The sequence below is a fragment of the Micromonospora vulcania genome (genome assembly GCF_042658605.1).
GTDB lineage: Bacteria > Actinomycetota > Actinomycetes > Mycobacteriales > Micromonosporaceae > Micromonospora > Micromonospora vulcania.
In genome coordinates this window covers 43,063-67,831 of the sequence record NZ_JBHSQS010000009.1, presented here as the reverse complement: position 1 = coordinate 67,831, position 24,769 = coordinate 43,063, and the positions used below count along the sequence as shown (strand labels likewise).

Annotated in this window: 21 protein-coding genes; 12 read left to right on the top strand and 9 right to left on the bottom strand. The window is 73.1% G+C overall.

Annotated elements, in window-relative coordinates; all coding sequences use genetic code 11:
• Window positions 1–35 precede the first annotated feature (35 nt).
• Window positions 36–791: an SDR family NAD(P)-dependent oxidoreductase gene (locus ACFQGL_RS16785; protein WP_377512723.1), complete on the top strand. Its 756-nt coding sequence runs from the start codon at window positions 36–38 to the stop codon at window positions 789–791.
• A 26-nt stretch (window positions 792–817) separates the two neighbouring features.
• On the opposite strand, the gene ACFQGL_RS16780 is transcribed toward ACFQGL_RS16785, so the two are convergent.
• Window positions 818–1,831: a S66 peptidase family protein gene (locus ACFQGL_RS16780; RefSeq protein ID WP_377512720.1), complete on the bottom strand. Its 1,014-nt coding sequence runs from the start codon at window positions 1,829–1,831 to the stop codon at window positions 818–820.
• Window positions 1,832–2,045: 214 nt separating this feature from the next.
• On the opposite strand from ACFQGL_RS16780, the gene ACFQGL_RS16775 reads away from it, so the two are divergent.
• Window positions 2,046–2,627, top strand: coding sequence for a GNAT family N-acetyltransferase (locus tag ACFQGL_RS16775; protein WP_377512718.1), 582 nt, complete (start codon window positions 2,046–2,048; stop codon window positions 2,625–2,627).
• A gap of 10 nt (window positions 2,628–2,637) precedes the next feature.
• On the opposite strand, the gene ACFQGL_RS16770 is transcribed toward ACFQGL_RS16775, so the two are convergent.
• Complete coding sequence (locus ACFQGL_RS16770) at window positions 2,638–4,116, bottom strand: glutamate-cysteine ligase family protein (RefSeq protein ID WP_377512716.1); 1,479 nt, start codon at window positions 4,114–4,116, stop codon at window positions 2,638–2,640.
• Window positions 4,117–4,250: 134 nt separating this feature from the next.
• Here ACFQGL_RS16770 and ACFQGL_RS16765 point away from each other — a divergent pair, with 134 nt between their 5' ends.
• The gene (locus tag ACFQGL_RS16765; RefSeq protein ID WP_377513152.1) at window positions 4,251–4,589 is read left to right on the top strand and encodes a DUF3817 domain-containing protein; all 339 of its coding nucleotides are present in this window, start codon (window positions 4,251–4,253) and stop codon (window positions 4,587–4,589) included.
• 12 nt (window positions 4,590–4,601) lie between these two features.
• Here the strand turns inward: ACFQGL_RS16765 and ACFQGL_RS16760 are convergent, their stop codons facing one another.
• A complete protein-coding gene (locus ACFQGL_RS16760; protein WP_377512713.1) occupies window positions 4,602–5,141 on the bottom strand; it encodes a hypothetical protein in 540 nt (179 codons plus the stop codon).
• Window positions 5,142–5,293: 152 nt separating this feature from the next.
• Here ACFQGL_RS16760 and ACFQGL_RS16755 point away from each other — a divergent pair, with 152 nt between their 5' ends.
• Genes ACFQGL_RS16755 through ACFQGL_RS16745 form a run of 3 tightly spaced genes read left to right on the top strand, consistent with a single transcriptional unit; the run spans window position 5,294 to window position 9,295 of the window.
• Window positions 5,294–6,418: a baeRF2 domain-containing protein gene (locus ACFQGL_RS16755; protein WP_377512710.1), complete on the top strand. Its 1,125-nt coding sequence runs from the start codon at window positions 5,294–5,296 to the stop codon at window positions 6,416–6,418.
• Window positions 6,411–8,165 carry a thiamine pyrophosphate-binding protein gene (locus tag ACFQGL_RS16750; protein WP_377512708.1) on the top strand — a complete coding sequence of 585 codons (1,755 nt, stop codon included), beginning with the start codon at window positions 6,411–6,413 and terminating at the stop codon, window positions 8,163–8,165. Before ACFQGL_RS16755 ends, ACFQGL_RS16750 begins: the two co-directional genes overlap by 8 nt.
• A 50-nt stretch (window positions 8,166–8,215) precedes the next feature.
• Window positions 8,216–9,295 carry an iron-containing redox enzyme family protein gene (locus tag ACFQGL_RS16745; protein ID WP_377512705.1) on the top strand — a complete coding sequence of 360 codons (1,080 nt, stop codon included), beginning with the start codon at window positions 8,216–8,218 and terminating at the stop codon, window positions 9,293–9,295.
• Window positions 9,296–9,304: 9 nt separating this feature from the next.
• Here the strand turns inward: ACFQGL_RS16745 and ACFQGL_RS16740 are convergent, their stop codons facing one another.
• Window positions 9,305–9,535, bottom strand: a complete 231-nt coding sequence (locus ACFQGL_RS16740) for a CDGSH iron-sulfur domain-containing protein (RefSeq protein ID WP_377512702.1) — start codon at window positions 9,533–9,535, stop codon at window positions 9,305–9,307.
• 119 nt (window positions 9,536–9,654) lie between these two features.
• On the opposite strand from ACFQGL_RS16740, the gene ACFQGL_RS16735 reads away from it, so the two are divergent.
• Window positions 9,655–11,067, top strand: coding sequence for a hypothetical protein (locus tag ACFQGL_RS16735; protein WP_377512699.1), 1,413 nt, complete (start codon window positions 9,655–9,657; stop codon window positions 11,065–11,067).
• A 226-nt stretch (window positions 11,068–11,293) separates the two neighbouring features.
• On the top strand, window positions 11,294–12,430 hold the full coding sequence (locus tag ACFQGL_RS16730) for a SigB/SigF/SigG family RNA polymerase sigma factor (protein WP_377512696.1): 1,137 nt from the start codon (window positions 11,294–11,296) through the stop codon (window positions 12,428–12,430).
• A gap of 84 nt (window positions 12,431–12,514) precedes the next feature.
• Here the strand turns inward: ACFQGL_RS16730 and ctaD are convergent, their stop codons facing one another.
• From ctaD to ACFQGL_RS16705, 5 genes are all read right to left on the bottom strand, one after another.
• Window positions 12,515–14,506, bottom strand: coding sequence for an aa3-type cytochrome oxidase subunit I (gene ctaD / locus ACFQGL_RS16725; RefSeq protein ID WP_377512693.1), 1,992 nt, complete (start codon window positions 14,504–14,506; stop codon window positions 12,515–12,517).
• 124 nt (window positions 14,507–14,630) lie between these two features.
• The gene (locus ACFQGL_RS16720) at window positions 14,631–15,359 is read right to left on the bottom strand and encodes an STAS domain-containing protein (protein WP_377512690.1); all 729 of its coding nucleotides are present in this window, start codon (window positions 15,357–15,359) and stop codon (window positions 14,631–14,633) included.
• A gap of 78 nt (window positions 15,360–15,437) precedes the next feature.
• Window positions 15,438–15,896 (bottom strand): DUF4383 domain-containing protein, encoded by a 459-nt coding sequence (locus ACFQGL_RS16715; protein WP_377512687.1) that lies wholly within the window; start codon window positions 15,894–15,896, stop codon window positions 15,438–15,440.
• 92 nt (window positions 15,897–15,988) lie between these two features.
• Window positions 15,989–17,146, bottom strand: a complete 1,158-nt coding sequence (locus ACFQGL_RS16710; RefSeq protein WP_377512684.1) for a glycosyltransferase — start codon at window positions 17,144–17,146, stop codon at window positions 15,989–15,991.
• A 22-nt stretch (window positions 17,147–17,168) separates the two neighbouring features.
• The gene (locus ACFQGL_RS16705; protein ID WP_377513150.1) at window positions 17,169–18,152 is read right to left on the bottom strand and encodes a glucosyl-3-phosphoglycerate synthase; all 984 of its coding nucleotides are present in this window, start codon (window positions 18,150–18,152) and stop codon (window positions 17,169–17,171) included.
• Between the two features lie 230 nt (window positions 18,153–18,382).
• Between ACFQGL_RS16705 and ACFQGL_RS16700 the strand changes: the two genes are divergently transcribed.
• The 4 genes from ACFQGL_RS16700 to secA2 all read left to right on the top strand — a co-directional run bounded on the left by ACFQGL_RS16700 (window position 18,383) and on the right by secA2 (window position 24,645).
• Window positions 18,383–19,393: a Gfo/Idh/MocA family protein gene (locus ACFQGL_RS16700; protein WP_377512681.1), complete on the top strand. Its 1,011-nt coding sequence runs from the start codon at window positions 18,383–18,385 to the stop codon at window positions 19,391–19,393.
• Window positions 19,386–20,474 carry a zinc-dependent alcohol dehydrogenase gene (locus ACFQGL_RS16695; protein ID WP_377512678.1) on the top strand — a complete coding sequence of 363 codons (1,089 nt, stop codon included), beginning with the start codon at window positions 19,386–19,388 and terminating at the stop codon, window positions 20,472–20,474. Before ACFQGL_RS16700 ends, ACFQGL_RS16695 begins: the two co-directional genes overlap by 8 nt.
• Window positions 20,475–20,515: 41 nt before the next feature.
• Window positions 20,516–22,267 (top strand): ABC transporter ATP-binding protein, encoded by a 1,752-nt coding sequence (locus tag ACFQGL_RS16690; protein WP_377512675.1) that lies wholly within the window; start codon window positions 20,516–20,518, stop codon window positions 22,265–22,267.
• An 86-nt stretch (window positions 22,268–22,353) separates the two neighbouring features.
• Window positions 22,354–24,645, top strand: a complete 2,292-nt coding sequence (gene secA2 / locus ACFQGL_RS16685; protein ID WP_377512672.1) for an accessory Sec system translocase SecA2 — start codon at window positions 22,354–22,356, stop codon at window positions 24,643–24,645.
• Window positions 24,646–24,769 lie beyond the last annotated feature (124 nt).

The following is a 24,769-nucleotide window of genomic DNA, read 5'->3' as shown; positions in this document are numbered from 1 at the left end:
CGACCGCGACGGGACCCTCGGATGGGGAGTGGACCATGCAGTGTGACGGCCTGGTGGCGGTGGTGACCGGGGGCGGCTCGGGGATCGGCCTCGCCTGCGTACGGGCGTTCCTGGCCGCCGGCGCCCGGGTGGGCGTGCTCGACCTGGAGCTGTCCGGCCTGCCGGATGATCCGCGGGTGCACGGCGTACGCGCCGACGTGGCGGACCGGTCCACCCTCGCCGCTGCCGTCGCCGCGGTCGCCGAGCGCTTCGGAGGGATCGACATTCTGGTCAACAACGCCGGCATCTCCGCGGTCGGCGCGGTGCAGGAGAACGACGACGAGCAGTGGACCCGGGTGCTGGACGTCAACGTGGTCGGTGTGGCCCGGACGACCGCCGTCGCCCTGCCGTACCTGCGCCGCTCCTCGGCCGCCGCCATCGTCAACGTCTCCTCGATCGCGGCGACCGTCGGCCTGCCCCGACGCGCCCTGTACTCGGCGTCCAAGGGCGCCGTGCACGCGCTCACCCTCGCCATGGCGGCCGACCTGGTCGCCGACGGGATCCGGGTCAACTGCGTCGCGCCGGGAACCGTGGACACGCCCTGGGTGGCCCGGCTGCTCTCCGCCGCCCCGGATCCGGAGGCGGAGAAGCGGCAGCTCGCCGCCCGCCAGCCCACCGGCCGCCTGGTCAGCGCCGACGAGGTCGCCGCCGCCGTCGTCTATCTCGCCTCGGCCGGAGACGGGTCGGTGACCGGCTCGTCCCTGGCGGTGGACGGCGGCATGTCCGGCCTGCGGCTACCCGCTCGGCGCTGACGCGCCGAGCGGGGGCGCCACGAGCGTCAGCGTGGACGGACTCCGGGCTCCACCGTCAGCGTTCCCGCTTCGGCGTCGATCGTGGCCCGCGAGCCGAGCGGAACGGTGAGCTGCCCGTTGCCATGGCCGAGTCGCAGCCCGCCCAGCACCGGCACGCCAAGGTCGTAGAGGCGGTCCTTGAGCATCGCGACCGCGTCCCACTCGTCGGGTGCACCGACGCTGTTGGTGATCTGGCCGACGACCACGCCGGCGACCCGGGACAGCACACCCACCCGGCGCAGCTCGGTCAGCATCATGTCGATGCTGTACGGCGCCTCGTCGACGTCCTCGAAGAACAGAATGGCGTTGTCGAACGCCGGGGCGTCACCGGCGCCCAGTGAGGTGGAGATCAGCGTCAGGCACCCGCCGAGCAGGGGACCCGTCGCCCGTCCCGGCACCAGCACGGGAGCCGCCGTCTCGGCCGGATCCCTGGTGATGACGACGGGTGCGGTGGTCATCACCGCCCGACGAAGCGCCTCGGCCGACTCCGGGCCGGTACGACTGTCACTCCAGTTGACCATCGGGCCGTAGAAGGTGACCAGCCCGGCGTCGCGCCAGAGCTTGCCGTGGATGCTGGTGATGTCGCTGAACCCGACGACCACCCGGGGGTCGCGACGGACGCCGGCCACGTTGATCCGGTCGACGATCCGCTGGGTGCCGTAACCGCCACGGGCGGCGAAGACGGCACGGACACCGGGGTCGTTGAGCGCGGCGTTCAGGTCGGCCAGCCGCTGGTCGTCGGTGCCGGCCAGGTAGCCGTACTTGGCGTAGACGTGCTCGCCCAGCTCGACCTCCAGGCCCCAGCCGCGCAGGATCTCGATGCCGCGGGCCATGCTCGCCGGGTTGGGGGTGCTTCCGGGTGAGACGACCCGGACCCGGTCTCCGGGTGCCAACGCCGGAGCCCGCAGCACCCGCCTCGGGCGACCCGGGGCCGCGTGTGCCGCCGTGGCCGTACCGGCCAGCAGTGTGCTGCCGGCGGCCGTCGCCCCGGCGAGCAGCATGTGTCGTCGAGACAGGGCTCCACCCGCGGATCTCGGGGCCGGAGCGTGGTCTCGTTCGGGGGTGTCCATGGGCATCCCTTCGTCGTCACCGCAACGATGTCCGAGCCGGGTCAGCCTATGACACGCATCGATGAGCGGCATGGTCTACAGGGGACACCCGATCCGGCTCGGTGCCGGGGTCGCCGGGGCGGTGCCCAGCGGCTACCGTGTCGACATGCGGAGCGGGCAGACCGTCGTGCCCGGTGTAGCGCACGACGATGGTGAGCTGACGGTCCGACTGCGGGCGGTCGACGAGGTCGACCTGGAGATGTTCCGCCGGTTCAGCACCGAGCCGGGGCTGATCGGGTTGGACTGGGCCGGCTTTCGCGACTCGGGCGCGCCCGCGCGGCGCTTCGACGTCGACGGCTGGCTCGGCACGGACGACGGGCGGCTCATCGTGGAGGTCGAGCCGGAGGGGGCGGCCGCCGGCTTCGTCGGCTACCGCTCCGGCAGCTACGGCAGTGCGGGGACGCACTGGGAGATCGGAATCGCGTTGCTACCGGCCTGGCGTGGCCGGGGCATCGGGTGGCGGGCTCAGGCGCTGCTCTGCGACTACCTCTTCCTGCACAGCCCTGCACAGCGCATCCAGGCCGGCACCCAACCGGAGAACGTCGCCGAGCAGCGGTCGTTGCAGAAGGCCGGCTTCCAGCTCGAAGGCGTGGTGCGCGCCTGCGAGTTCCGTGCCGGTCGCTGGCGCGACGGGCACCTCTACAGCCGGCTGCGCGACGACCCGTCCCCCTGGGACTGGTTGGCCTGAGTCGGCCCGGTCAGGGAATGGGCCACTCGTGCACCGGTCGGTTGCTGTGCATCAGGTCCACGTAGTGCCGGACCACCTCACGCAGCGCCGCCGGCCGGTCGAGGTGATCGGTGGACTCCAGTCGGTGCAGCGTCTCCACCTGCCAACTCGCCCCGTTACGGCCGATCAGGCAGCGCTGCTCGATGATGCCGAGCAGCCGGTCGCGCTCGCTCGGAGCCAGACCCCACCGGTCCAGACCGTGGTGGGCCAGCGGCAGCAGCCGGCGCAGCACCAGCTCGGTCACCGGCAGATAGCCGAGGCCGGGCCAGAAGACCTGCGCGTCGATGCCGTACCGGGCGCAACTGGTGAAGTTCTCCTCGGCGGCGCTGAACGACATCTGTGACCACAGTGGCCGGTCCGATTCGGCCAGGGCGCGTACCAGCCCGAAGTAGAAGGCGCCGTTGGCGATGGTGTCCAGCACGGTCGGCCCGGCGGGCAGCACCCGATTCTCCACGCGCAGGTGCGGTCGGCCGCGCGACACGTCGTACACCGGGCGGTTCCAGCGGTAGACCGTGCCGTTGTGCAGCCGCAGCTCGGCCAGGCTCGGCACCTCGCCGGCCGCGAGAGCCTGCGCCGGGTCCTCCGGGTCGCAGACCGGCAGCAGCGCCGGGAAGTAGCGCACGTTCTCCTCGAACAGATCGAAGACGCTGGTGATCCAGCGTTCGCCGAACCAGACCCGCGGGCGTACGCCCTGGGCCTTGATCTCCTCCGACCGGGTGTCGGTGGCCTGCTGGAACAGCGGGATGCGGGTCTCGCGCCACAGCTCCCGGCCGAAGAACAACGGCGCGTTGGCACCCACCGCCACCTGGATGCCGGCGACCGCCTGGGCGGCGTTCCAGTAGTCGGCGAACTGGGCCGGGCTGACCTGGAGGTGGAACTGGGTGCTGGTGCAGGCCGCCTCCGGGGTGATCGTGTCGGCGGTGACCGCCAACCGCTCCACCCCGCTGATGGCGATCGGCAGGTCCTCGCCCCGGGCGGCGAAGATCTGCTCGTTGAGCAGCTTGTAACGCGGGTTGGCCGAGAGGGTGTCGGCGGTCAGGTGCTCCGGGCGCAGCGTCGGCAGGATGCCGATCATGACCATGTGCGCGCCGATCTCACGGGCCTTCTGCTCGGCGGCGTTGAGGCTGGCCCGTACGTGTTCCTCGAAGTCGGCGGTGCCGGTGCCGGTGAGCCGCCGTGGCGGCACGTTGATCTCGACGTTGAACTGGCCCAGCTCGGTCTGGAAGAGCGGGTCGGCGATGGCCGCCAGCACGTCGGCGTTGCGCATCGCCGGCATCGAGTGCTCGTCGACCAGGTTGAGCTCGATCTCCACCCCGGTCATCGGCCGGTCGATGTCGAACCGCGACTCGCGCAGCATCTCGGCGAAGACGTCCAGGCAGCGGCGGACCTTCTCGCGGTAGCGGGCCCGGTCCTCCCGGCTGAAGGTCCGTACGCCGACATCCTCGCCCATGGTCACCACCCTGTCACCGCTGGTCCCCCTAACCTCGCACGTGTCAGACGGGCGGGGGAAGACCCGATGCTCCTTTCCTACCCACCCGGTCGGTCCCGCTACCATTGCCGCCCGAGAGGTGGTGGCGGGTGGATATGCGCGAGAAGGTGACCAGGCTCTTCGTCGCGGCGGCGATCGCCGAGGCGTGCTCCTGGCTGGCCCTGCTGGTCGGGATGGCGGTCAAGTACGGGCCGCCGGGCAACGAGGTGGGCGTCAAGATCTTCGGCCCGATCCACGGCGGCCTGTTCATCGCGTACGTCCTGCTGGTGCTCGCGGTGGCCCGACTGCGCCGGTGGAGCCTGCTCGCCACGGTGGTGGCGCTGGCCTGCGCGGTGCCGCCGTTCGCCACCCTGGCCTACGAGCGGTGGGCCCGCCGCCGGGGGATGCTCGGCACCGACCAGCGACCGGCCCGCGAGCCCGCCCCGGTCGGCTGACCAGCCCGGCGGTCAGGTCAGCGCGGACCAGGCCACCACGCCGACGAGCAGCAGCGCGCCCAGCATCGCCTGGAGCAGCAGCGGCGGGCCGAGGTGCGACCAGAGCGTCGCCGTACGCGGGGTGAGCAGCTGCCCGGTGGTGAGGTTGACGATCCGCTCGATGCGGGGCGGCAGCTCCGGATCGCGCTGCGGGCGCAGGGTGAGCTGGACGTGGTCCGCCGGGTGCAGGGCGCTCTGCGGCAGGTGACCGTGCAGCTCCACCTCGCAGAGCTGGCCGGCGCCGTTACGGAGCCGGACGGGTGTGACCAGGTATTCCGGCCCCTTCTTCAGCTCCTTCCAGCGCCGTCGGCTGGCACCGCCGCCGAAGGAGAACAGCGCGCGCAAAAGCAGGGCGGGCAGCCGGGCGACCCCGGCCGCGGCGAGCACCCCGACCAGCACCGGTTGACCGATGCGCACCTCGCGGGTGTAGCCGTCGAGCAGGCGGACGAGCCGCCCGGTGACGATCCGCTCCGTCGGGTGTGTGATGCGTCGGGTTTCGAGGCCGCTGTCCATTTACCACCACCGAGAGTTCGCAAGTGTTGACTGATCGTATCGACACCCTCGGTTGAACGACGTGAATGAAACCTGGTCACGGGCTCACGGCCGCGAGGTGACATCCCGGATGACCCGGGTAAGCGGGGGGCCGAGCTGGAAAGGGGTCGAGCATGCAGCTGTCCTTCCTGCGCCCGCTCTACGACCGACCCGGGCCGTGGTGCTCGGTGTACCTGGACGCCTCCGCCGACACGGAGGACGCCAAGCCCGCGCTGGACCTGCGCTGGCGTGCCCTGCAGAGTCGGCTCACCGAACAGGGGGCGGACGAGGCGAGCATCGCCGCGCTGGACCGGGTGATCCGTGGGCACGACCCGATGGTCGGTGACTACGGCCTGGCGGTCTTCGCCAGCCACGGCCGGGTGGTGCTCTCCGAGTACCTCTCCGCGCCCCCGCTGCGCGACCTGGCCAGTTTCGGGCCGCTGCCGCACGTGATGCCGCTGCTCGCCCAGCGTGGCGAGCAGGTGGCCTGGGTGCGGGTGGTGGCCGACCGGATCGGCGCCGACGCGATGGCGGTCAGCGCCGGTGGGGTGCCCCGACGGGCGCACGTCGCCGGCCGGGACGAATTCCCGCTGCGCCGGGTGAACCAGGGCGGCTGGTCCCAGTCGCGCTACCAGCGCGCCGCCATGGAGGCGTGGCACCAGAACGCCGGTGACGTGACCGCGGCAACCGTGGAACTGGCCGACCGGGTCGGCGCGGACGTGGTGGTCGTTGCCGGCGACGTCCGGGCCACCGGGATGATCGCCGCACAGATGCCGGAACGCTGGCAGGACCTCGTGGTCCGCACCGACGCCGGGTCACGGGCCGGCGGCGCGGACCAGAGCCTGCTGGACGACCTCACCGTGCAGACCATCGCGGAGGTCGCCGACCAGCGGATCACCGCCGCGCTGAACCGGTTCGGCGTGCAGGAGGACGTGGGCGCCGGGCTCGACGCGGTGGTTTCCGCCCTGCAACGCAACCAGGTGGACACCATGCTGATCGTGGACGATCCGTCCGCCAACGGTGAGCTGTGGATCGGCCCGGAGCCGACCGAGATCGCCGTCGACCCGGAGCAGTTGGCCGCCATGTCGGTGGCCGACCCGCAGCGGGTACGCGCCGACGCGGCGCTGGTGCGGGCGCTGGTCGGCACCGACGCGGCGCTGACCGTACTCGGCGCGGACGAGGCGCCCCAGCTCGCCGACGGTGTGGGCGCGGTGCTGCGGTACGTCGACCCGAGCACACCGGGACGCGGCAATGGCTGAGCGTTACGTGGCCGACCTGGTGGTGGAACGGCTCCGGGCCTGGCGGGTACCACGCGCCTTCGGCTACCCGGGTGAGGCGATCACCCCGATCATCGAGGCGCTGGACCGCTCGGGCGGCGACCCGGCGTTCATCCCGGCCCGACACGAGGAGACCGCCTCGTACATGGCCACCGGGCACGCCAAGTTCACCGGCGGCATCGGGGTCTGCCTGGCCACCCAGGGGCCCAGTGCGGTGCAACTGCTCAACGGCCTCTACGACGCCAAGCTGGACAGCAAGCCGGTGGTGGCGATCGTGGGCGAGGACATTTCGGGGCCGCTCGGCGGCGCACACCAGGAGATCGGGCTGAGCCGGCTCTTCGGCGACGTGTGCAACCAGTTCGTCCGGTACGGCCGCAGCCCCGAGCACGTACCGGCGCTGCTGGACCAGGCGTTCCGTACGGCGGCGGCGACCCGCAGCCCGACCTGCGTGGTGCTGCCGAGGCAGTTGCAGGAGGCGCTGGTGCCCGACCTGCAACCGCACGCGATCGGGGTGATCTCGGCGACGCCCGGTGAGCCGCTGGCCCGCGTACTGCCGCACGAGGTGGACCTGGCCGCGGCCGCGCAACTGCTCGGCGGCGGCCAGCGCACCGCGATCCTGGTGGGCCAGGGCGGCCGGGGCGCGGCCAGGGAGATCATCGCGTTGGCCGACCGGCTCGGCGCCGGGGTGGCCACGTCGTTGCTGGGCAAGCCCGTGCTCGACGAGCGGCTGCCGTTTCACACCGGGGTGCTCGGCGAGGTCGGCACCCCGGCCGCGGCGGAGCTGATGGGCGGCTGCGACACGCTGCTGATGGTCGGCACCAACGATCCGTGGACCGACTACTTCCCGATGCCCGGGCAGGCCCGCACGGTGCAGATCGACATCGACGGCCGGCGGATCGGCACCCGGTACCCGGCGGACGTGCCACTGGTCGGCGACGCCGCCGAGACGCTGCGGGCGCTGCTGGACCGGGTGCCCGATCGGCCCAACCGGCAGTGGCGGGCCACCGTGGAGGGCTCGGTGGACCGGTGGCGGATGGTCGCCGCCGAAAGGGCCGCCGCGCCGGCCGATCCGATCAACCCGCAGCTCGTGCTCCAGGAACTGTCCGCCCGGGTGCCGCCCGAGGGGTCGGTCGCGGTCGACGTCGGCTCGGTCATGTACTGGTACGCCCGGCACCTCGTCCTGCCGCCCGGGGTGAACGCGCAGCTGTGCGGCACCCTCGGCTCGATGGGCTGCGCCCTGCCGTACGCGGTGGCCGCGAAGCTCGCCGCACCCGACCAGCCGGTGATCGCGCTGATGGGCGACGGCGCCATGCAGCTCAACGGGCTCGCCGAACTGATCACCGTCTCGCACCACTGGCAGGAGTGGCGCGATCCGCGACTCGTGGTGCTGGTGCTCAACAACCGGGACCACTCCGGCACGGGTGGCGGGCGGGAGCCGACGTCCGAGGTGACCAATCGCCGCCCTGACGTCCCGTACGCCGGTTGGGCCCGGCTGCTCGGGATGCACGGCGTCCGGGTGGACCGCCCGGAGCTGGTGGGCGCGGCCTGGGACGAGGCGCTCGCCGCCGACCGTCCGTGCGTTCTGGAGGCGGTCGTCGACGCCGAGGTGCCGCTGGCGCCGCCGGACCCGGCCTTCGCCGATCTGCGGGACCTGTACGCCGACGGCGCCCCGGCCCGCAAGGTCCGCGAGCAGGTGGAGGTTTCCGCCACCGCGGACGACCTCGTTTAACCGCGTCCCGCCAGGGCATCTGAGTGCGCCCCGACGACGCTGGAGGTCACATGGAGCCCACCGACCGCCGGTACGGTCCCGCGCCCCTGCCGCAGCCGCGCGGCCCGCTCTCCGCGGCCGTGGCCGGTGCCCTGCGGCACGCGCCGCACGACCTGCCGGCCTACCTCGGCGCCGATCTCGACCCGGCGGATCCGCTCACCGACGAGGATCTGCAGCTGACCCTGTTCCTCTGTTACGAGCTGCACTACCGCGGCTGGCGTGGGGTGGACGAGGGCTGGGAGTGGGAGCCGACGCTGCTGGCGTTGCGGGCCCGCGCCGAGCGGCCCTTCGAGGCGGCTCTGCGCCGCCTGGCGGGCCCGGTGTCGGTGCCGGCCGCCGGGGTGCCGTCCGGGCTGGTCGAGCTGGTCGCGGCCGACGACGGGCCGCCCCTGGCCGCCACCCTGCAGCGACGGGCCGACCTGGCCCAGTTCCGCGAATTCGTCACCCACCGCTCGATCTACCACCTGCGCGAGGCGGACCCGCACAGCTGGGCGCTGCCCCGACTCGGCGGCCCGGCCAAGGCCGCCCTCGTGGAGATCCAGACCGACGAGTACGGCAACGGCCGGCTGGACCGGATGCACGCCGAGCTGTTCCGCCGCACACTTGAGCGGCTCGGCCTGGACACCGGCTACGGCGCGTACCTGGACGTGGTGCCGGCGGTGACGCTGGCGACGAACAACCTGATGTCGCTGTTCGGGCTGCACCGGCGGCTGCGCGGGGCGCTGCTCGGGCACCTGGCCGCCTTCGAGATGACCTCCTCGGCGCCGAACCGCCGGTACGGCAACGGGCTGCGCCGGCTCGGCCTGGACGAGGTGGCCACCCGCTTCTACGACGAGCACGTGGAAGCCGACGCGGTGCACGAGCAGATCGCCGCTCACGACCTGTGTGGCGGCCTGGTCCGTACCGAACCCGCGCTGGCCGGGGACGTGCTCTTCGGCGCGGCAGCCGCGCTCGCGGTGGACCGGCTGTTCGCCGCGCACCTGCTGGACAACTGGGCCGCCGGGGCCAGCTCGCTGCGCTCGTGCGCCCCGCCGACCGTCGCACTGCCCGCGGCGGCGTCCGCGGCCCGGGCGCAGCCCGTGATCGCCTGACCGGTCCGGTCAGCCCTCCCGGGCGGTGCCCGCGCGGAAGTTGACCGCCTTGTGGGTGCCGTCGCAGAACGGCTTGAGCGCCGACTTGCCGCACCGGCACAGCGCCACCGTGCCCCGGCGGGCGTCGATCCGCTCGCCGTCCGGGGTGACCAGTTCGAAGTCGCCCCGTACCAGCAGCGGCCCGTCCTGGTACGGGGTGATCGTGGCGGCGGCGGGCTCGCTGGTGTCCTCGGTGCGCATAGGCCCCGAAGTGCCCGCCCAGCCCCCGGCGAAACCCGAACGTCGGCGATGACCCGTTTGAACCCCATCGGGACGGGAAGCCGGGCCGCGTGGTGAGCGAACGAGGCAAGGTGGGGCCGGTGCACAAGGTGCACAAGGGGCTCACGGCCGATGGCGCCGGTCTGGCCGGCGACCGGGTCGTGGCCGCCGGCAGCGCCGCCCGGGTGCTGGTCGCCGCCACCGCTCGGGCGCTACGCGGGGTGGACTGCGCCGACCTGGGCCACACCGGGCCGGTCTCGCGGTTCCCCAGCGCCCCGGAGCCGATCCGCCGGGCCGCGGTCACCCGGGCCGCCGGCCGGGTCGCGCTCACCGTCGCCCAGGTCGACGAGGTGGACGCCGCCCGGGTGGCGCGCTGGTTCGTCGACCAGTACCCCCGCCGCCGCTACCCCGGGGTGCTGCTCGGCTCACCCCACGGCGCGGCGGCGCACCTCGCGGTGGCCCTCGGCGTGCCGTGGCTGCCCGCCGGCTTCGAGATGAGCGTGCACTGGAGCGACGGCGCGGTGGACCGCCCCGGCGCGGCCCGGGAGCACGGCGCGGCGCTCGCCGCCCGGCTGCTCGTCGGCAACCCCGACCTGCACCTGCGCCAGGTGCACTGCCCGGCCAGCCGCGGCCCGCTGACCGGCGCGACCGTGGCGCTGGCCGCCCGTTGGCGGGCCCTGCCGGCGGCGTACGCGCAGTTCCTGGCCGACCGGCTGTCCCCGGGTGCCCCGGTGCTGCTGGTGCGGGACGCGCGCACCTGGCCGGTGCTGGAGGGTGCCGAGGGGCACAGCTTCCAGATCGGCTGCCCGGCCAGCGGGCTGGACCCGGTGGACTTCCACCCGGACAGTCACGCGTTGCGGCAGGTGCTGCGTTCCGCCGGCGGGGACGCCGCGCGGTGGGAGCCGCCGGAGATGTCCGCGCTGTCCGGGTACGCCGAGCACGGCACGGACTCGGGCTTCGAGCTGACCACGCGGGACTGGGCGGCCCGCCGGCAGCACCCGCTGCACCGGGTGCTGGTGCCCCGGCCCGGGGCGCTGAGCGCGGCGGTGGCCGACCTCTACCGACGCTGGCTGCGCGGCGCTGGCAAGACCGGTGACCGGTTGGTGGTGGAGTGCGGCCGGCTGCTCGATCCGTGGCAGGTGGTGCGGGCGGGGCTGGTGCCGTACTGGTGCGAGAACGCCACCCGGCGCAGCGTCGACGAGGCCGAGTGGTGGCTGGCCGGCAGTGAGGCGTTCAGCTCGGTGGACGTGCTGCCCGAGCCGCCCGGCGTGCGCTCGCCCGCCCTGGCCGGGCTGCCGCAGTGGCTGGCGGTGGCCGGGTTCGGTCGTCGCCGCCGGGCGCTGGACCGGACCGCCGCCCGGGGCTACCCGGTCACCTCCGTGCCCACCCGCCGGGCCACCGAGGTGTTGCGCGCCCAGCCGTACGACCTGCCCGCGCCGCCCCCGCTGGGTACCGCCGAGGCTCTGGCCGTGCTCAGCGACAGTGGCGGCCACCAGGGGCTGCTGGTCTCCTGAGGGCAGCCCGGCGAAACATCCTCGCGAAGCCGGGGTCCCGTGATTGAGTACCTACGGAGCGGGAACATCGCTGGCTGCGACGGCTTGATTGCGCAGCGTAGAGGCGTTGTCGCCCGCTGGCATCCCAGTCACTTCACTGACCCACTTTCCGGCCCGGTGCGTGGCTCGACCACGCGCACGACCGGTTTCCCGATCCGGGCGGGGGACCTTCCTGAGGGAGGCGCGGATGTTCGGACAGACGAGCACGACCACACCACCACCCACCGATCGAGGTCTGGAAGACCTCGATGCGGCAGCACTGGCGTACGCGGCCCGAATCGAGGGACTGCCGCCCGAGCGGCGCGGGGAGGCACGGGACGACCTGGTCCGCTTCGCGCTGCCGTTCGCCGGCCGGCTGGCTCGGCGGTACCGGGGGCGCGGCGAGCCGCTGGAGGATCTGGAGCAGGTGGCCCGGCTCGGCCTGGTGAACGCCGTCGACCGGTACGACCCGGAACGGGGCTCGTTCACCGCGTACGCGGCGATCACCATCGTCGGGGAGATCAAACGGCATTTCCGGGACCGCACCTGGGGCGTACACGTGCCCCGGCGGCTGCGCGATCTGATCCTCGAGGTGGGTCAGGCCACCGCCGCGCTGACCAGCGAGCTGTCCCGCGCGCCGTCGGTCGCCGAGTTGTCGGCCCGATTGGAGACGCCGCAGGAGGAGATCCTCGCCGCGCTGGAGTCCGCGGCCGGCTACAGCCCGGCCTCGCTCAACGCGCCGGTGGGCGGCGAGAGCTCCGCGGAGTTCGGTGACCTGGTCGGCGAGTCGGACAACGCGCTGGAATCGGTCGACGACCGGGTGACCGTGAGCGGCCTGCTGCACCGGCTGCCCTGGCGCGAGCGGCGGATCCTGGCGATGCGCTTCTACGGCAACCAGACCCAGGCGGAGATCGCCGCCCGGTTCGGCATCTCGCAGATGCACGTGTCCCGGCTGCTGTCGCGGGCGCTGACCTGGCTGCGTCAGGCGATGCTGGCCGACGCGCCGCCGCCCTGGCAGAACGGCGCCGCAGAACCGGACCCGGGCAAGACCCGGATCTCGGTGAAGCAGAACGGTGACCGGGTGGTGGTCGAGGTCGGCGGCGAGGTCGACCGGGACGGCGCGGACCAGCTGCGCCGGGCGATGCTGGAGGCGGTCACCGGCCAACCGAGCGAGGTCGTCGTCGACCTCGTCGGCGCGGGCGGCTTCGACGCCGGTGGCATCGCCGCGCTGATGGCCGGTCGGGACGCGGCGGCCCGGACCGGGGTGCCGCTGCGGCTGACCCGCGTCCAGCCCGCGGTACGCCGTTCGCTCACCGCCGCCGGCCTGGCGCCCGCCCGGGACTGAGCGGGCCGACCCGGCCGAGGTCGGGCACCGTACGCGCCGAGGCCCGGCACCTGTGGGTGCCGGGCCTCGTGGTGCGCGTACCCCTCAGCGCTCCTCGGTCTCACCGTCGCTGTGCGGATGCCGCCACCGCTCGTGCGGCTTCGGCGCGTCGTCGCTGTCCTTGGGCGCGTCGCTCTGCTCGAAGCTCGGCCGGCGTACGCCCTCGGGTTCCGGCACGTCCACCGGCCGGGCACCGGACTGCGGCGCCGGCTGGAACGCGACCGCGTCGCGCGCGCCGTGCGCGCCCTCGGCGGCGGGCGACTCCGGCGTGTGGTGCTCCATGCGCAGCTCCTCGGCGAAGTGCTGCGGCGGTTTGGTGGTGCGCTGCGGCAGGTCACGGCCCAGGTCGGCGACGAGCGGGCCGTACTTCAGGTCGAAGGCCGGGCGCTCGGAGCGGATCCGGGGCATCCGGTCGAAGTTGCGCAGCGGTGGCGGGCAGCTGGTGGCCCATTCCAGCGAGTTGCCGAACCCCCACGGGTCGTCCACCGTCACCAGCGCCCCGTACCGCCAGGACTTCCAGGCGTTGTAGATGAAGAACAGGGTGGACAGGCCGAGGATGAAGGCGAAGATCGTCGAGACCGTGTTCAGCGTCGTGAAGCCGTCGCTCGGCAGATAGTCGGCGTACCGGCGGGGCATCCCCTCGTTGCCCAGCCAGTGGTGCACCAGAAAGGTGCCGTGGAAGCCGATGAACATGGTCCAGAAGTGCATCTTGCCGAGCCGCTCGTCGAGCAGCCGCCCGGTCATCTTCGGCCACCAGAAGTAGTAGCCGCCGAACAACGCGAAGACCACGGTGCCGAACACCACGTAGTGGAAGTGCGCCACCACGAAGTAGCTGTCGTGGGTGTGCCAGTCGACCGGCGGGCTGGCCAGCAACACTCCGGTCAGCCCGCCGAGCAGGAAGGTGACCAGGAAGCCGATGGCGAACAGCATGGGCGTCTCGAAGGTGAGTTGCCCCTTCCACATGGTGCCGATCCAGTTGAAGAACTTCACTCCGGTGGGCACCGCGATCAGGTAACTCAGGATGCTGAAGAACGGCAGCAGCACCTGGCCGGTGGCGAACATGTGGTGCGCCCAGACCGTCATGGACAGCACGGTGATCGCGATGGTGGCCAGCACGATCCCGGTGTAGCCGAAGAGCGGTTTGCGGGAGAAGACCGGGATGATCTCGGTGATGATGCCGAAGAACGGCAGCGCGATGATGTACACCTCGGGATGGCCGAAGAACCAGAACAGGTGCTGCCAGAGCATCGGGCCGCCGGTGGCCGCGTCGTACACGTGCGCGTTGAGCAGCCGGTCGGCCGAGAGCGCCAGCAGCGCGGCGGCCAGCAGCGGGAACACCAGGATCACCAGCACGCTGGTGAAGAGCATGTTCCAGGTGAAGATCGGCATCCGGAACATGGTCATCCCGGGCGCGCGCAGGGTGAGGATCGTGGTGATCAGGTTGACCGCGCCGAGGATGGTGCCCAGCCCGGAGACGACCAGGCCGACCACCCACATGTTCGCGCCCACCCCGGGGGAGTTCTCGACGCTGCTCAGCGGGTTGTACGCCGTCCAGCCGAAGTCCGCCGAGCCCCCCGGGGTGAGGAACCCGCCGACCACCATCAGCCCGCCGAACAGGTAGAGCCAGTAGGCGAGCGCGTTGAGCCGGGGGAATGACACGTCCGGCGCGCCGATCTGGATCGGCACGATGAAGTTGGCGAAGCCGAACGCCGCGGGCGTGGCGAACAACAGCAGCATCACCGCGCCGTGCGAGGTGAACAGCTGGTTGTACTGCTCCGAGGAGAGGAACTGCAGGCCCGGGCGGGCCAGCTCACCCCGCATCAGCATCGCCTGTAGCCCGGCCACCATGAAGAACCCGAAGGAGGTCAGCAGATACAGCAGGCCGATCTGCTTGTGGTCGGTCGTGGCGAGAAACTTGATCAACGAGTTGCCGGGGACCGGCGCGCGTACAGCTCCGGGGAAGCCCCCGAAGCGGGCCGGTGCCAGGATCGCCGGGCCCCGATCTCGACCGGGTTCCGTGGTTACCCGCTTGGGCATGGCTGCTCACCCCGTCGTGACGGCAGAAAGGACGGGCGTGCCTACCCGCACCTCTAACCATGAAACCAGGCGAGAGAGGTAATTTCGGTCAGATCGCCGGTACCGGTGCAACCGCCTCGAACGCTCAGGTCGCCGGCAGCATCGCCCAGACGGCCTTACCCCGGCCGGCCGGCACGCTGCCCCAGCGCTGCGCGAGCTCCCGGACCAGCAGCAGTCCGCGCCCACCCTCGGCGCTCGGATCCGGCCCGGCCACCCGGGCCGCCGCCCGACTGCCGTCCACCACGGCCAGGTGCAGGTACGGCCGGCGCAGGGTCACCGTCACCTGCATCGGGGTACCGGCATGCCGGACCACGTTGCCGACCAGTTCGCTGAGCACCACCGAGGCGGGGCCGGCAGCGTCCGGCAGGTTCCACCGCGCGCACGCGTCGACGACCAGTTCCCGGGCCCGCCGACACGCCTCCGCCACCGGCTCCAGCCGGGCCCGCAGGCGGGGCGCGGTGGCGGCACCGGCCAGCCGGGTCGCCTCGGCACAGTCCCGGGACACCGGGACCACCCGGTACGCGGACGCCTCGGCCAGCCAGCGCGCGGCGCCCGGCGGCGGGGCGCAGAGCAGCACCGGCACGGCCGGCCACTCCTCGGCCCGGCGGGCCGTCGCGGCGAAGACGGACAGCGCCAGCCGGTCCCGGACGGTGACGCCGCCGAGGTCGACCACCAGGGCCTCCGGCTCGTTGGCCAGCGCACCGTCCAGCGCGTGGTGCACCGATCGCATGGTGGCCAGGTCCAGCGGGCCGGTGAGCCGGACGACCGCCACCGGTGCCGCGTTGCGCACCTCGCAGGTGATCCGGCTGGACATGGGGCCCTCGATTCACTGGTCGGTCGGGATCTGCCAACTACCCGACGCCCATCCCGATCAAACCGGGGGTGTCGGGGGTTACCGGCGAGGTCGGGCGGTGAGCAGGCCCAGGGCGATCATGCCGACGCCGAGACCGAGGTGCAGCCAGCCGTCGGCGTCGTTGACCGGCAGCACGTTCGCCCCCGTGTCGTGGTCCACCGCCAGCCCGTAGAGCCAGAGGACCAGGTAGACGGCACCTCCGCCGACGAGGAACGTCCGAGCGCCGGTGACCGTCCGGGCCAGTGCCAGGCCGGCCACCCCGAACAGCAGGTGCACCAGGTTGTGCAGCACCGACACCTGGAACACGCCGAACAGGTACGCGTGGGACCCGTGGCCGGCGAACCGCAGGTCGGCCGCGCCGCTGGTGACCCCCGGTACGAAGCCCAGCACGCCGATCAGCAGAAACAGCACCGCCACGGTCCCGGCCGCGCGGCGGACCGGCGGCCGGCCGTCGGCCGGGTTGGCTCGGGCCCGGGAGTGCGCCATCGGTCCGACCATCACCGACTCCTCGCTGCGCGGCGGGCAGAAGCGCAGCGGGCTACCCCCTGCGGTCCTCGGCAAACCCGCCGGCGGTCGCCCGCAGGCGGCGGTCAGACCGGCTGCAGGCGCGGCTCGCCGGTCGGCTGGCATACCCGGTCGTACAGCTCGACGTAGCGTTGGGCCATCACCGCCGGGGTGAACCGCTGCGCGGCCACCGTCCGGCACTCGTCGGTGTCGAGCAGCTCGGCGGCCAGCACCAGATCGTCCAACTCCTCCTCGTCGTCGGTGAGCAGCCCGGTCCGGCCCTGCTCGATCAACTCCGGCAGGCAGCCCCGGGCGGTCGCCACCACCGGCGTACCCAGGGCGAGCGACTCGACCACCGCCGTGCCGCCCGGCTCCTCCCAGCGCAGCGGGAACAGCGACGCACGAGCGCTGGCGAGCAGGTCGTCGCGCTCCTGCCCGGCCACGGTGCCGACCCAGCGGACCAGCTCACCGTCGACGTGCGGCGCGACCTCGTCGAGGAAGAACCGCACGTCCGGGTTCTGCCGGGCCTCGTCGCCGGCCGCAACCAGGTCGGCCGGGCGATGGTACGGCCCGACCGGCCCGGCCAGCACCAGCGGAACACCGACCCGGTGGGCGAGCCGGACGCCCACGTCCTGCCCCTTACCCGGGTTGATCCGGCCGAGGATGAGCAGGTGCTCGCCCTTCTCCGGCCGTGCGCGACGGTCGGCGTCCACGGCGAGCGGAGTGGACAGGTGCACGTGCCCGACCGAGTGCTCCTGCAGCGCACGGGGGGCGCGGGCGAGCTGTGCCGCGGAGACGCCGTTGACCCGGACCCGGTCGCCGCCGTCCAGCGCCCCGTAGAGCGCCGGGTGCTTGGCCAGGTCCCAGTGCAGGGTGTGCAGGGTCGGCGGGCCGCTGGGACCCATCGCGGCGAGGGTGGCCAGCCCGACCGCCTCCACGTGGTCGTGCACGAGGTCGATGTCGTCGCGGGCGTGCAGCTCGCGGACCACCCCGGCCAGGTGCGCCTGCGCGATACCGCAGACCTGGTTGTACGGGCGCTGCAGCGCGGCGAACTGCCCGTCGGGGAAGACCGAGACCCGCTCGTCGGCCGCGAGGGTGCTGCTGCCCACCGAGGCGAGCACCACCCGTACGCCGAGTTGCCGCAGCTCCGGCACCAGCGTGGCGATCACGTTCTCGATGCCGCCGTAGCCGGGCGGCGGCACGGACAGCCACGGCCCGGCGTTCATCAGCACGGTGAGGTTCATCGGACCGGGCCCTCCCTCACGCTCATGCCGCGGTGACCCGTCGGCGGGGTACGCGGTGTCGCAGCTCGGCCAGCGGCGGACGCTCCTCGATGGACACGTCGCTGACCACGATCTCGCGGTCGAGGTTGGGCAGCGTGTCCGAGCCGCCACGGCGGAACTGGGTCAGCAGTTCGGCGGGCGCCATGCCGGGGGTCGCCCAGCCCCGCCGCTGCAACCGGGACCAGGCGGTCAACATGATCTGCGCGGACATCCGCCCGAGCGCCGCCGTGTCCTGGTGCCGGTGCTTGCGCTCACCGAGGTCGACCTGCGCCAAGGCGTCCAGGCCGACCAGGTCCAGCAGGTCGATCATCATGGCCGTCTCGACGCCGTACCCGGAGACGAACGGCACCTGGGCCAGCACCTCGCGCCGGCCGGCGTACTCACCGGCGAGCGGCTGCACGAAGCCGGCCAGTTCGGGCCAGAAGAGGTTGAGCAGCGGGCGGGCCATCAGCTCGGTCACCCGGCCGCCGCCGTCCTGCTCGACGCTGGCGGTGCCCACCAGGGGGCGGTGGTAGAAGCCCTTCACGAAGTCCACCGACGGGTCGGTCAGCAGCGGGCCGAGCAGCCCGCTCACGAAGTGCGGCCGGAACTCCCGCAGGTCGGCGTCGATGAACGCCACCACGTCGCCCTCGGCGGCGGCCAGGCCGGCCCACAGCGCGTCCCCCTTGCCGGTCAGCCGGGGCAGCCCCCGGGTCATCGCGTCCTGGCTGACCACCTCCGCGCCGGCGGCCCGAGCCACCTGGGCGGTGCGGTCGGTCGACCGTGAGTCGACGACGATGAGTTCGTCGACCAGGGCGACCCGATCCATCAGATGCTCGCGGATGGTCGACACGATCGCGCCTACGGTGGCTTCCTCGTTCCGGGCCGGCAGCACCACGCTGACCCGGCTCTGTCCCTTGGCGCGAAGCAGCCGGCGAGCCGGCCAGTCCGCCGCCGACGTGGTCCGGTACGTGGCCCACGCCTCCACCACCGGTGACACGCTCGATGTCGTCTCTCGCACGAGCACCCCTCCCGAATTGTGGGCGGAAAGAACCACGATTGGTTGTTCCCATTCCCCACTGCGCGCTAACCGCTTCCAGGGCAACAGCTTGATCACAGGGTGACGCCGACCTGTTCCCTGGGGATGAACGTTTGATTGCGCGTACGCCAGGGGACTGCTCCCATCAGAGCAGATAACGTCCACGAAGGGGCTGTCGAATGCATAGGTGCCGGGTGGGACTGGTGGGCGCCGGCGGGGTGGCACAGCGGCACGCCCAGGTGCTCGCCGGGTTCGATGACGTCGAGTTGCTCGGTGTGACCGACGTGCTGCCGGCAGCGGCGACGGCGCTGGCCACCCGGCACGGCGGGCACGCGTACGCCGACGTCGCCGAGCTGCTGGCCGCCGGCCCGGACGCGGTGTACGTCTGCGTGCCACCGTTCGCGCACGGCCCGGCCGAGGAGGCGGTGATCGACGCCGGGTTGCCGATGTTCGTGGAGAAGCCGGTCGCGGTCGACCTGGTCACCGCCGAGCGGATCGCCGGCCTGGTCGCCCAGCGTGGGCTGCGGACCGCCGTCGGGCACCACTGGCGCTACCTGAGCGTGCTCGACGAGGTCCGTGACCTGCTCGCCGACCGTCCGGTCCGGATGGTCAGCGGCGCCTGGCTGGACAAGGTGCCGCCGGTGCCCTGGTGGTCGCGGCGGGACCGCTCCGGGGGCCCGGTCGTCGAGCAGGCCGCACACGTGCTGGACCTGATCCGGGCGTTGGTCGGCGAGGTCACCGAGGTCACCGCGTACGGCAACGGCACACCGCCCCCGGTGGACGGTGCCGACATCGACTCGGTGACCACCGCCACGCTGCGTTTCGCCGACGGCGCGGTCGGCACCCTCAGCGCGGCCTGCGTGCTCGGCTGGAAGCACCGGGCCGGGCTGGAGATCCTCGCCGACGGGCTGGCCCTGTCGATCAGCGAGGACGGCCTGCTCGTCCGCGACGCCGACGGCGAACGGCACGTCTCGGTCGACTCGGAGGCCGCCCGGGTGGCGGTGGACCGGACCTTCGTCGACGCGGTACGCGGCATCGGCGACGACGTGCGCGTCCCGTACGCCGAGGCGCTGGGCACGCAGCGGCTGGCCCTCGCGGTGGCCGACTCGGCGCGCACCGGGCAGACCGTACGACTCGCCGCCCCGACCGTGTCGCCCGTCCTGACCAGCGGGGTGACCGTCGATGCGTGACCGGGTCGTGGTGGTCGCCGGCCCCGGCCGGGTGGAGCTGGTGCAGCAGCCCGCCGCGCCGCTGCGCCCCGGCACCTTCCGGGTCGAGACGCTGTTCAGCGGCGTCTCCGCCGGCACCGAGCTGAGCTACGTCAAGGGCACCAACCCCTACCTGAACGTGACCTGGAACGCCGACCTGGGGCTGTTCCAACCGGGCGAGGCGAGCACCCCGTACCCGGTGGACCGGTTGGGTTACATGCAGGTCGGCCGCGTGGTCGAGAGCGCCACCACGGCGGTCGCGGTGGGGCAGATCGGCGCGATGACCTACGGGCACCGCACCGGCTGGCTGGCCGACCCGGTCGCCGAGCGGTTCGTCCCGCTGCCCGACGACCTGGACCCGCTGCTCGGCATCTACGTCGCGCACATGGGCCCGATCTGCGCCAACGGCCTGCTGCACGCCGCCGCCGACCTGCACGGCCCGGACGTGCGTTCGCTCGGCGACGGGGTGCGCGGCCGCCGGGTCGCGGTGGTCGGCGCGGGAGTGGTGGCGCTGCTGACCGCCCTGTTCGCCCGGCGGCACGGCGCCGCCTCGGTGGTGGTGCTCGACCCCACCCCGCAGCGCCGCGAGGTCGCCGAGGCGCTCGGCCTGGAGACCCTCGACCCGGCCGGCGACGACCCGGCGGTGGTGCTCAAGACCCGCTGGGCACACACCGCCGGCGACCGGGGCGCCGACGTGGTCTTCCAGTGCCGGGGGCAGGCGTGGGCGTTGCAGCTCGCCCTGCGGCTGCTGCGACCCCAGGGCACGGTGATCGACCTCGCCTTCTATCAGGGCGGCGCGGACGCGGTCCGGTTCGGCGAGGAGTTCCACCACAACGGTCTGTCCCTGCGCTGCGCGCAGATCGGCCGGGTGCCGCGCGGGCTCGCACCCACCTGGGACCGGGAACGGCTCTCCGCGGAGACCGTCGACCTGCTGCGGGCGTACGGGGACGTGCTGCGCAAGCACGTGGTGTCGGCGGTGGTGCCGTTCGACGAGGCACCCGCGCTGCTCACCGACCTGGCCGAGCGTCGCCGCCAGGAACTCCAGGTGGTGCTGTCCGGCTGACCCGGGCAAGGGGGATGCCGCCGCCGGCTACCGTTCCCCGCATGAGCACCTCCGATCCCCGGCCGGTCGGCCTGGCCGCCCTGCTGCCCTACCTGCGTGAGCACCGCGGCACCCTGGCCGTGGTCGGGGTGCTGTCGCTGGCCGGGGCGGGGGCCTCGCTGGCCCAGCCGCTGCTCACCCGGTCGGTGCTGGACCGGGTCAGCGCCGCCGGCGAGGTGAGCGCTCTGGTGGCGGTGCTGGTGGTCCTGGTGGTGCTCGGCGCGGCGATCGGCGGCCTGCGCGACTACCTGCTGCAACGTACCGCCGAGGGCCTCGTCCTGGGCACCCGGCGACGGCTGGCCGGGCACCTGCTGCGGTTGCCGATCGCCGAGTACGACGCCCGGCGCACCGGTGACCTGCTCTCCCGGGTCGGCTCGGACACCACCCTGCTGCGGGCGGTGGTCACCTCCGGGCTCTTCGAGACGGTCACCGGCGCGGTGATGGTGCTCGGCGCGGGCACGGCGATGGTGCTGCTCGACCCGCTGCTGTTCGGCGTCACCCTGCTCGGGGTGGGGCTCGGGCTGGGCTTCGCGGCCACCTTCGCCCGGCGGGTCCGGGCGCTGGCCCGTGCCGCCCAGGAACGGATCGGCGAGATGACCTCGGCCGTCGAGCGGGCCATCTCGGCGGCCCGGACCATCCGGGCCAGCCGCGCCGAGACCCGCGAGGCGGACGCCGTCACCGGCAGCGCCCGCGAGGCGTACGCGGCGGGGCTGCGGGTCGCCCGGGTGCAGGCGGTGGTCGGACCGGTCGGCTCGGTCACCGTGCAGGGCGCCTTCCTGCTGGTGCTCGGCATCGGCGGGGCCCGGGTGGCCGCCGGCGCGATCACCGTCGGTGACCTGGTCGCCTTCGTCATGTACCTGTTCTTCCTGGCCCTGCCGCTGGCCCAGGTGCTGCGGGCGTACACCCAGTTGCAGACCGGCCTGGGCGCGCTGCAGCGGATCGAGGAGATCCTCACCGTGCCCGCGGAGGGCGCGACGGACCGGCCGGCGGCGACCTCCGCCACGGCGGCCCCGCGCCGCGGTGTTCCGATGATCGAGTTCGACCGGGTCGGGTTCGGCTACCCGGGCGGCTCGGCGGTGCTGCACGAGGTCAGCTTCGCGGTGCCGGCCGGTACCCGGACCGCCCTGGTCGGCCCCTCCGGCGCCGGCAAGTCGACGCTGCTGGCCCTGGTCGAGCGCTTCTACGAGGTGACCGCCGGCACGGTCCGGCTGGACGGCACCGACGTGCGGGACCTGCCCCGCGACGCGCTGCGGTCCCGGCTCGGCTACGTCGAGCAGGAGGCGCCGGTGCTGGCCGGCACCCTGCGGGAAAACTTGTTGATCACTACGCCGGACGCCACCGACGAGCGCCTGCACGGGGTGCTCGACCAGGTCAACCTGGGCCACCTGGCACACCGAACCCCGCAAGGGCTGGACGTCCAGGTGGGGGAGGGCGGGGTGCTGCTCTCCGGCGGTGAGCGCCAGCGGCTGGCCATCGCGCGGGCGCTGCTGGCCGGCCCGCCGGTGCTGCTGCTCGACGAGCCGACCAGCAACCTGGACGCGCGCAACGAGGCCGCGCTGCGCCGCGCGATCGACGCGGTGGCCGTCCGCCGGACGCTGTTGATCGTGGCGCACCGCCTCGCCACGGTGGTCGACGCCGACCAGATCGTCGTCCTCGACGGCGGCCGGGTGGTGGCCGTGGGCACCCACGCCGAGCTGACCGAGACCGACCCGCTCTACCGGGAGTTGGCCACCCACCAGCTGCTGGTTGGCTGACCCCGGGGCGTCCCGGTCGACATGCCGACCGACGCCCCGCCGGCCGGGCCGCAGAAGCCAGCCCGAATCGCGTACCGTTGCCGCTCATGGGTGTGTCGCAACGGTTCAAGAGCAAGTTCCGGCGGTTCCTCCAGCGTCCGGGCTCGACTGTCGATCTTGCTCCGCTGGAGAAGCTGCTGCCGGCGATCGAGGCGCGCGAGGATGGCCTCGCCGCGCTGGACGACGCCGAGTTGACCGAGGCCGCGGGTGCCGCCGCCGACTACGAGGCGATCTGCGCCGTCGGCCGGGAGGCCGCCCGCCGTGGCCTCGACCAGCGGCCGTACGACGTGCAGCTGCTCGGCGCGATGTCGCTGCTCTCCGGCAAGGTCGCCGAGATGGCCACCGGTGAGGGCAAGACCCTGACCGCGACGATCGCCGCGTACGGGCACGTTCGGCTCGGAAACGGGCCGGTGCACGTGCTCACCGTCAACGACTACCTGGCCCGGCGCGACGCCGAGTGGATGGAGCCGGTCTACACCCTGCTCGGCCTGACCGTCGGCTGGGTCAACGAGGCGTCCAGCCCGCAGGAGCGGCGCGACGCGTACGGCTGCGACGTCACCTACGTCTCGGTCAGCGAGGCGGGCTTCGACTACCTGCGCGACCAGTTGGTCACCGACGTGGACGACCGGGTGCAGCCGCCGCTGGCCACCGCCATCGTCGACGAGGCCGACTCGATCCTGATCGACGAGGCCCGGGTGCCGATGGTCCTCGCCGGCGCGGTGCCCGGCGAGCAGGACCCGGTGCACACCGCCGCCGCGCTGATGCGCGGGCTGCGCAAGGGGCGGCACTACACGGTCGCCGAGGAGGGCCGCAGCGTCGCGTTCACCGCCGCCGGCCTGGCCGCCGTCGAGGCCAAGCTCGGCATCGACCTGTACGACGAGGAGCACGTCGCCCAGCTCTCCGCGGTCAACGTGGCGCTGCACGCGCACGCCCTGCTGCACCGGGACGTGGACTACATCGTCCGGGACGGCTCGGTCGAGCTGATCGACGAGATGCGGGGCCGGGTGGCCCAGCGCCGCCGCTGGCCGGACGGCCTGCAGGCGGCGGTCGAGGCCAAGGAGGGCCTGGACGCCACCGCCGAGGGCGAGGTGCTGGGCACCATCGCCGTGCAGGCGTTCATCGCGCTCTACCCGAAGGTGTGCGGCATGACCGCGACCGCGGTGCTGGTGGGTGACCAGCTGCGGGAGTTCTTCGGTCTCGAGGTCGCGGTGATCCCGCCGAACACCCCGTGCGTCCGGGACGACGAGTCGGACCGCATCTACGCCACCCGGGCCGAGAAGGACGAGGCGCTGATCGACGAGATCCGGCGCTGCCACGAGGCGGGGCGGCCGGTGCTGGTCGGCACGCTGGACGTCAAGGAGTCCGAGGGGCTGGCCGCCGGGCTGAACGCCGCCGGGGTGCCCTGCGTGGTGCTGAACGCCAAGAACGACGACGAGGAAGCGGCGATCATCGCCGAGGCCGGCGCGTACGGCGCGGTCACCGTCTCCACCCAGATGGCCGGCCGGGGCGTCGACATCCGTCTCGGTGGCAGTGACCAGAGTGACCAGGAGCGGGTGGCCGAGCTGGGTGGTCTCTACGTGATCGGCAGTGGCCGGCACGACAGCCGCCGCGTCGACGACCAGCTGCGTGGTCGGGCCGGCCGGCAGGGCGACCCGGGCGGCTCGGTCTTCTTCGTCAGCCTGGAGGACGACCTGGTCGTCCGGCACGCCGCCGACTCGGTGCCGGCGTCGCCGCGGATGAACGCCGACGGCCTCGTCACCGACGAGCAGGTCGACTACGCGGTGGAGCACGCCCAGCGGGTCGCCGAGGGCGTCAACCACGAGATCCACCGCAACACCTGGCGCTACAGCGTCGTGATCGAGCAGCAGCGCAAGGCCCTCGCCGAGCGCCGCGAGCGGCTGTTGACCACCGACATCGCCGCGCTGATGCTGCTCGACCAGGTGCCCGAGAAGGCCGGCGAGATGGACGAGGACCTGCTCGCCCGCGCGGCCCGGTCGATCGCGCTGTTCCACCTGGACCGGCTCTGGGCGGAGCACCTGGCCGAGCTGTCCGAGGTCCGCGAGGGCGTGCACCTGCGCGCGCTGGGCCGCCTCGACCCGCTGGACGAGTTCCACCGGTCCGCCGTGCCAGCGTTCAACAACCTGGTTCCGGAGATCGAGGCCCGGACCATCGCCACCTTCACCGAGACCAAAATCGATGAGGACTGGGAGCCCGAGGACGGCACCCTGGTCCGGCCGACCGCCACCTGGACGTACCTGGTGCACGACAACCCGTTCGGCTCGGAACTCGACCGGCTCATCGCGTCGATCGGTCGGCGGCTCAGCGGCGCCGGTCGCTGACGCGCCGAACTACGGCCTCCGGGGCTCCTGTCGCACGTCCGCGTGTGGCAGGAGCCCCGATTTCGGCCGTTTCGACCCGGGTCCCCGAGGGTAGTAGGGCGGGTCCGTCAAATCGGGAGAGAGC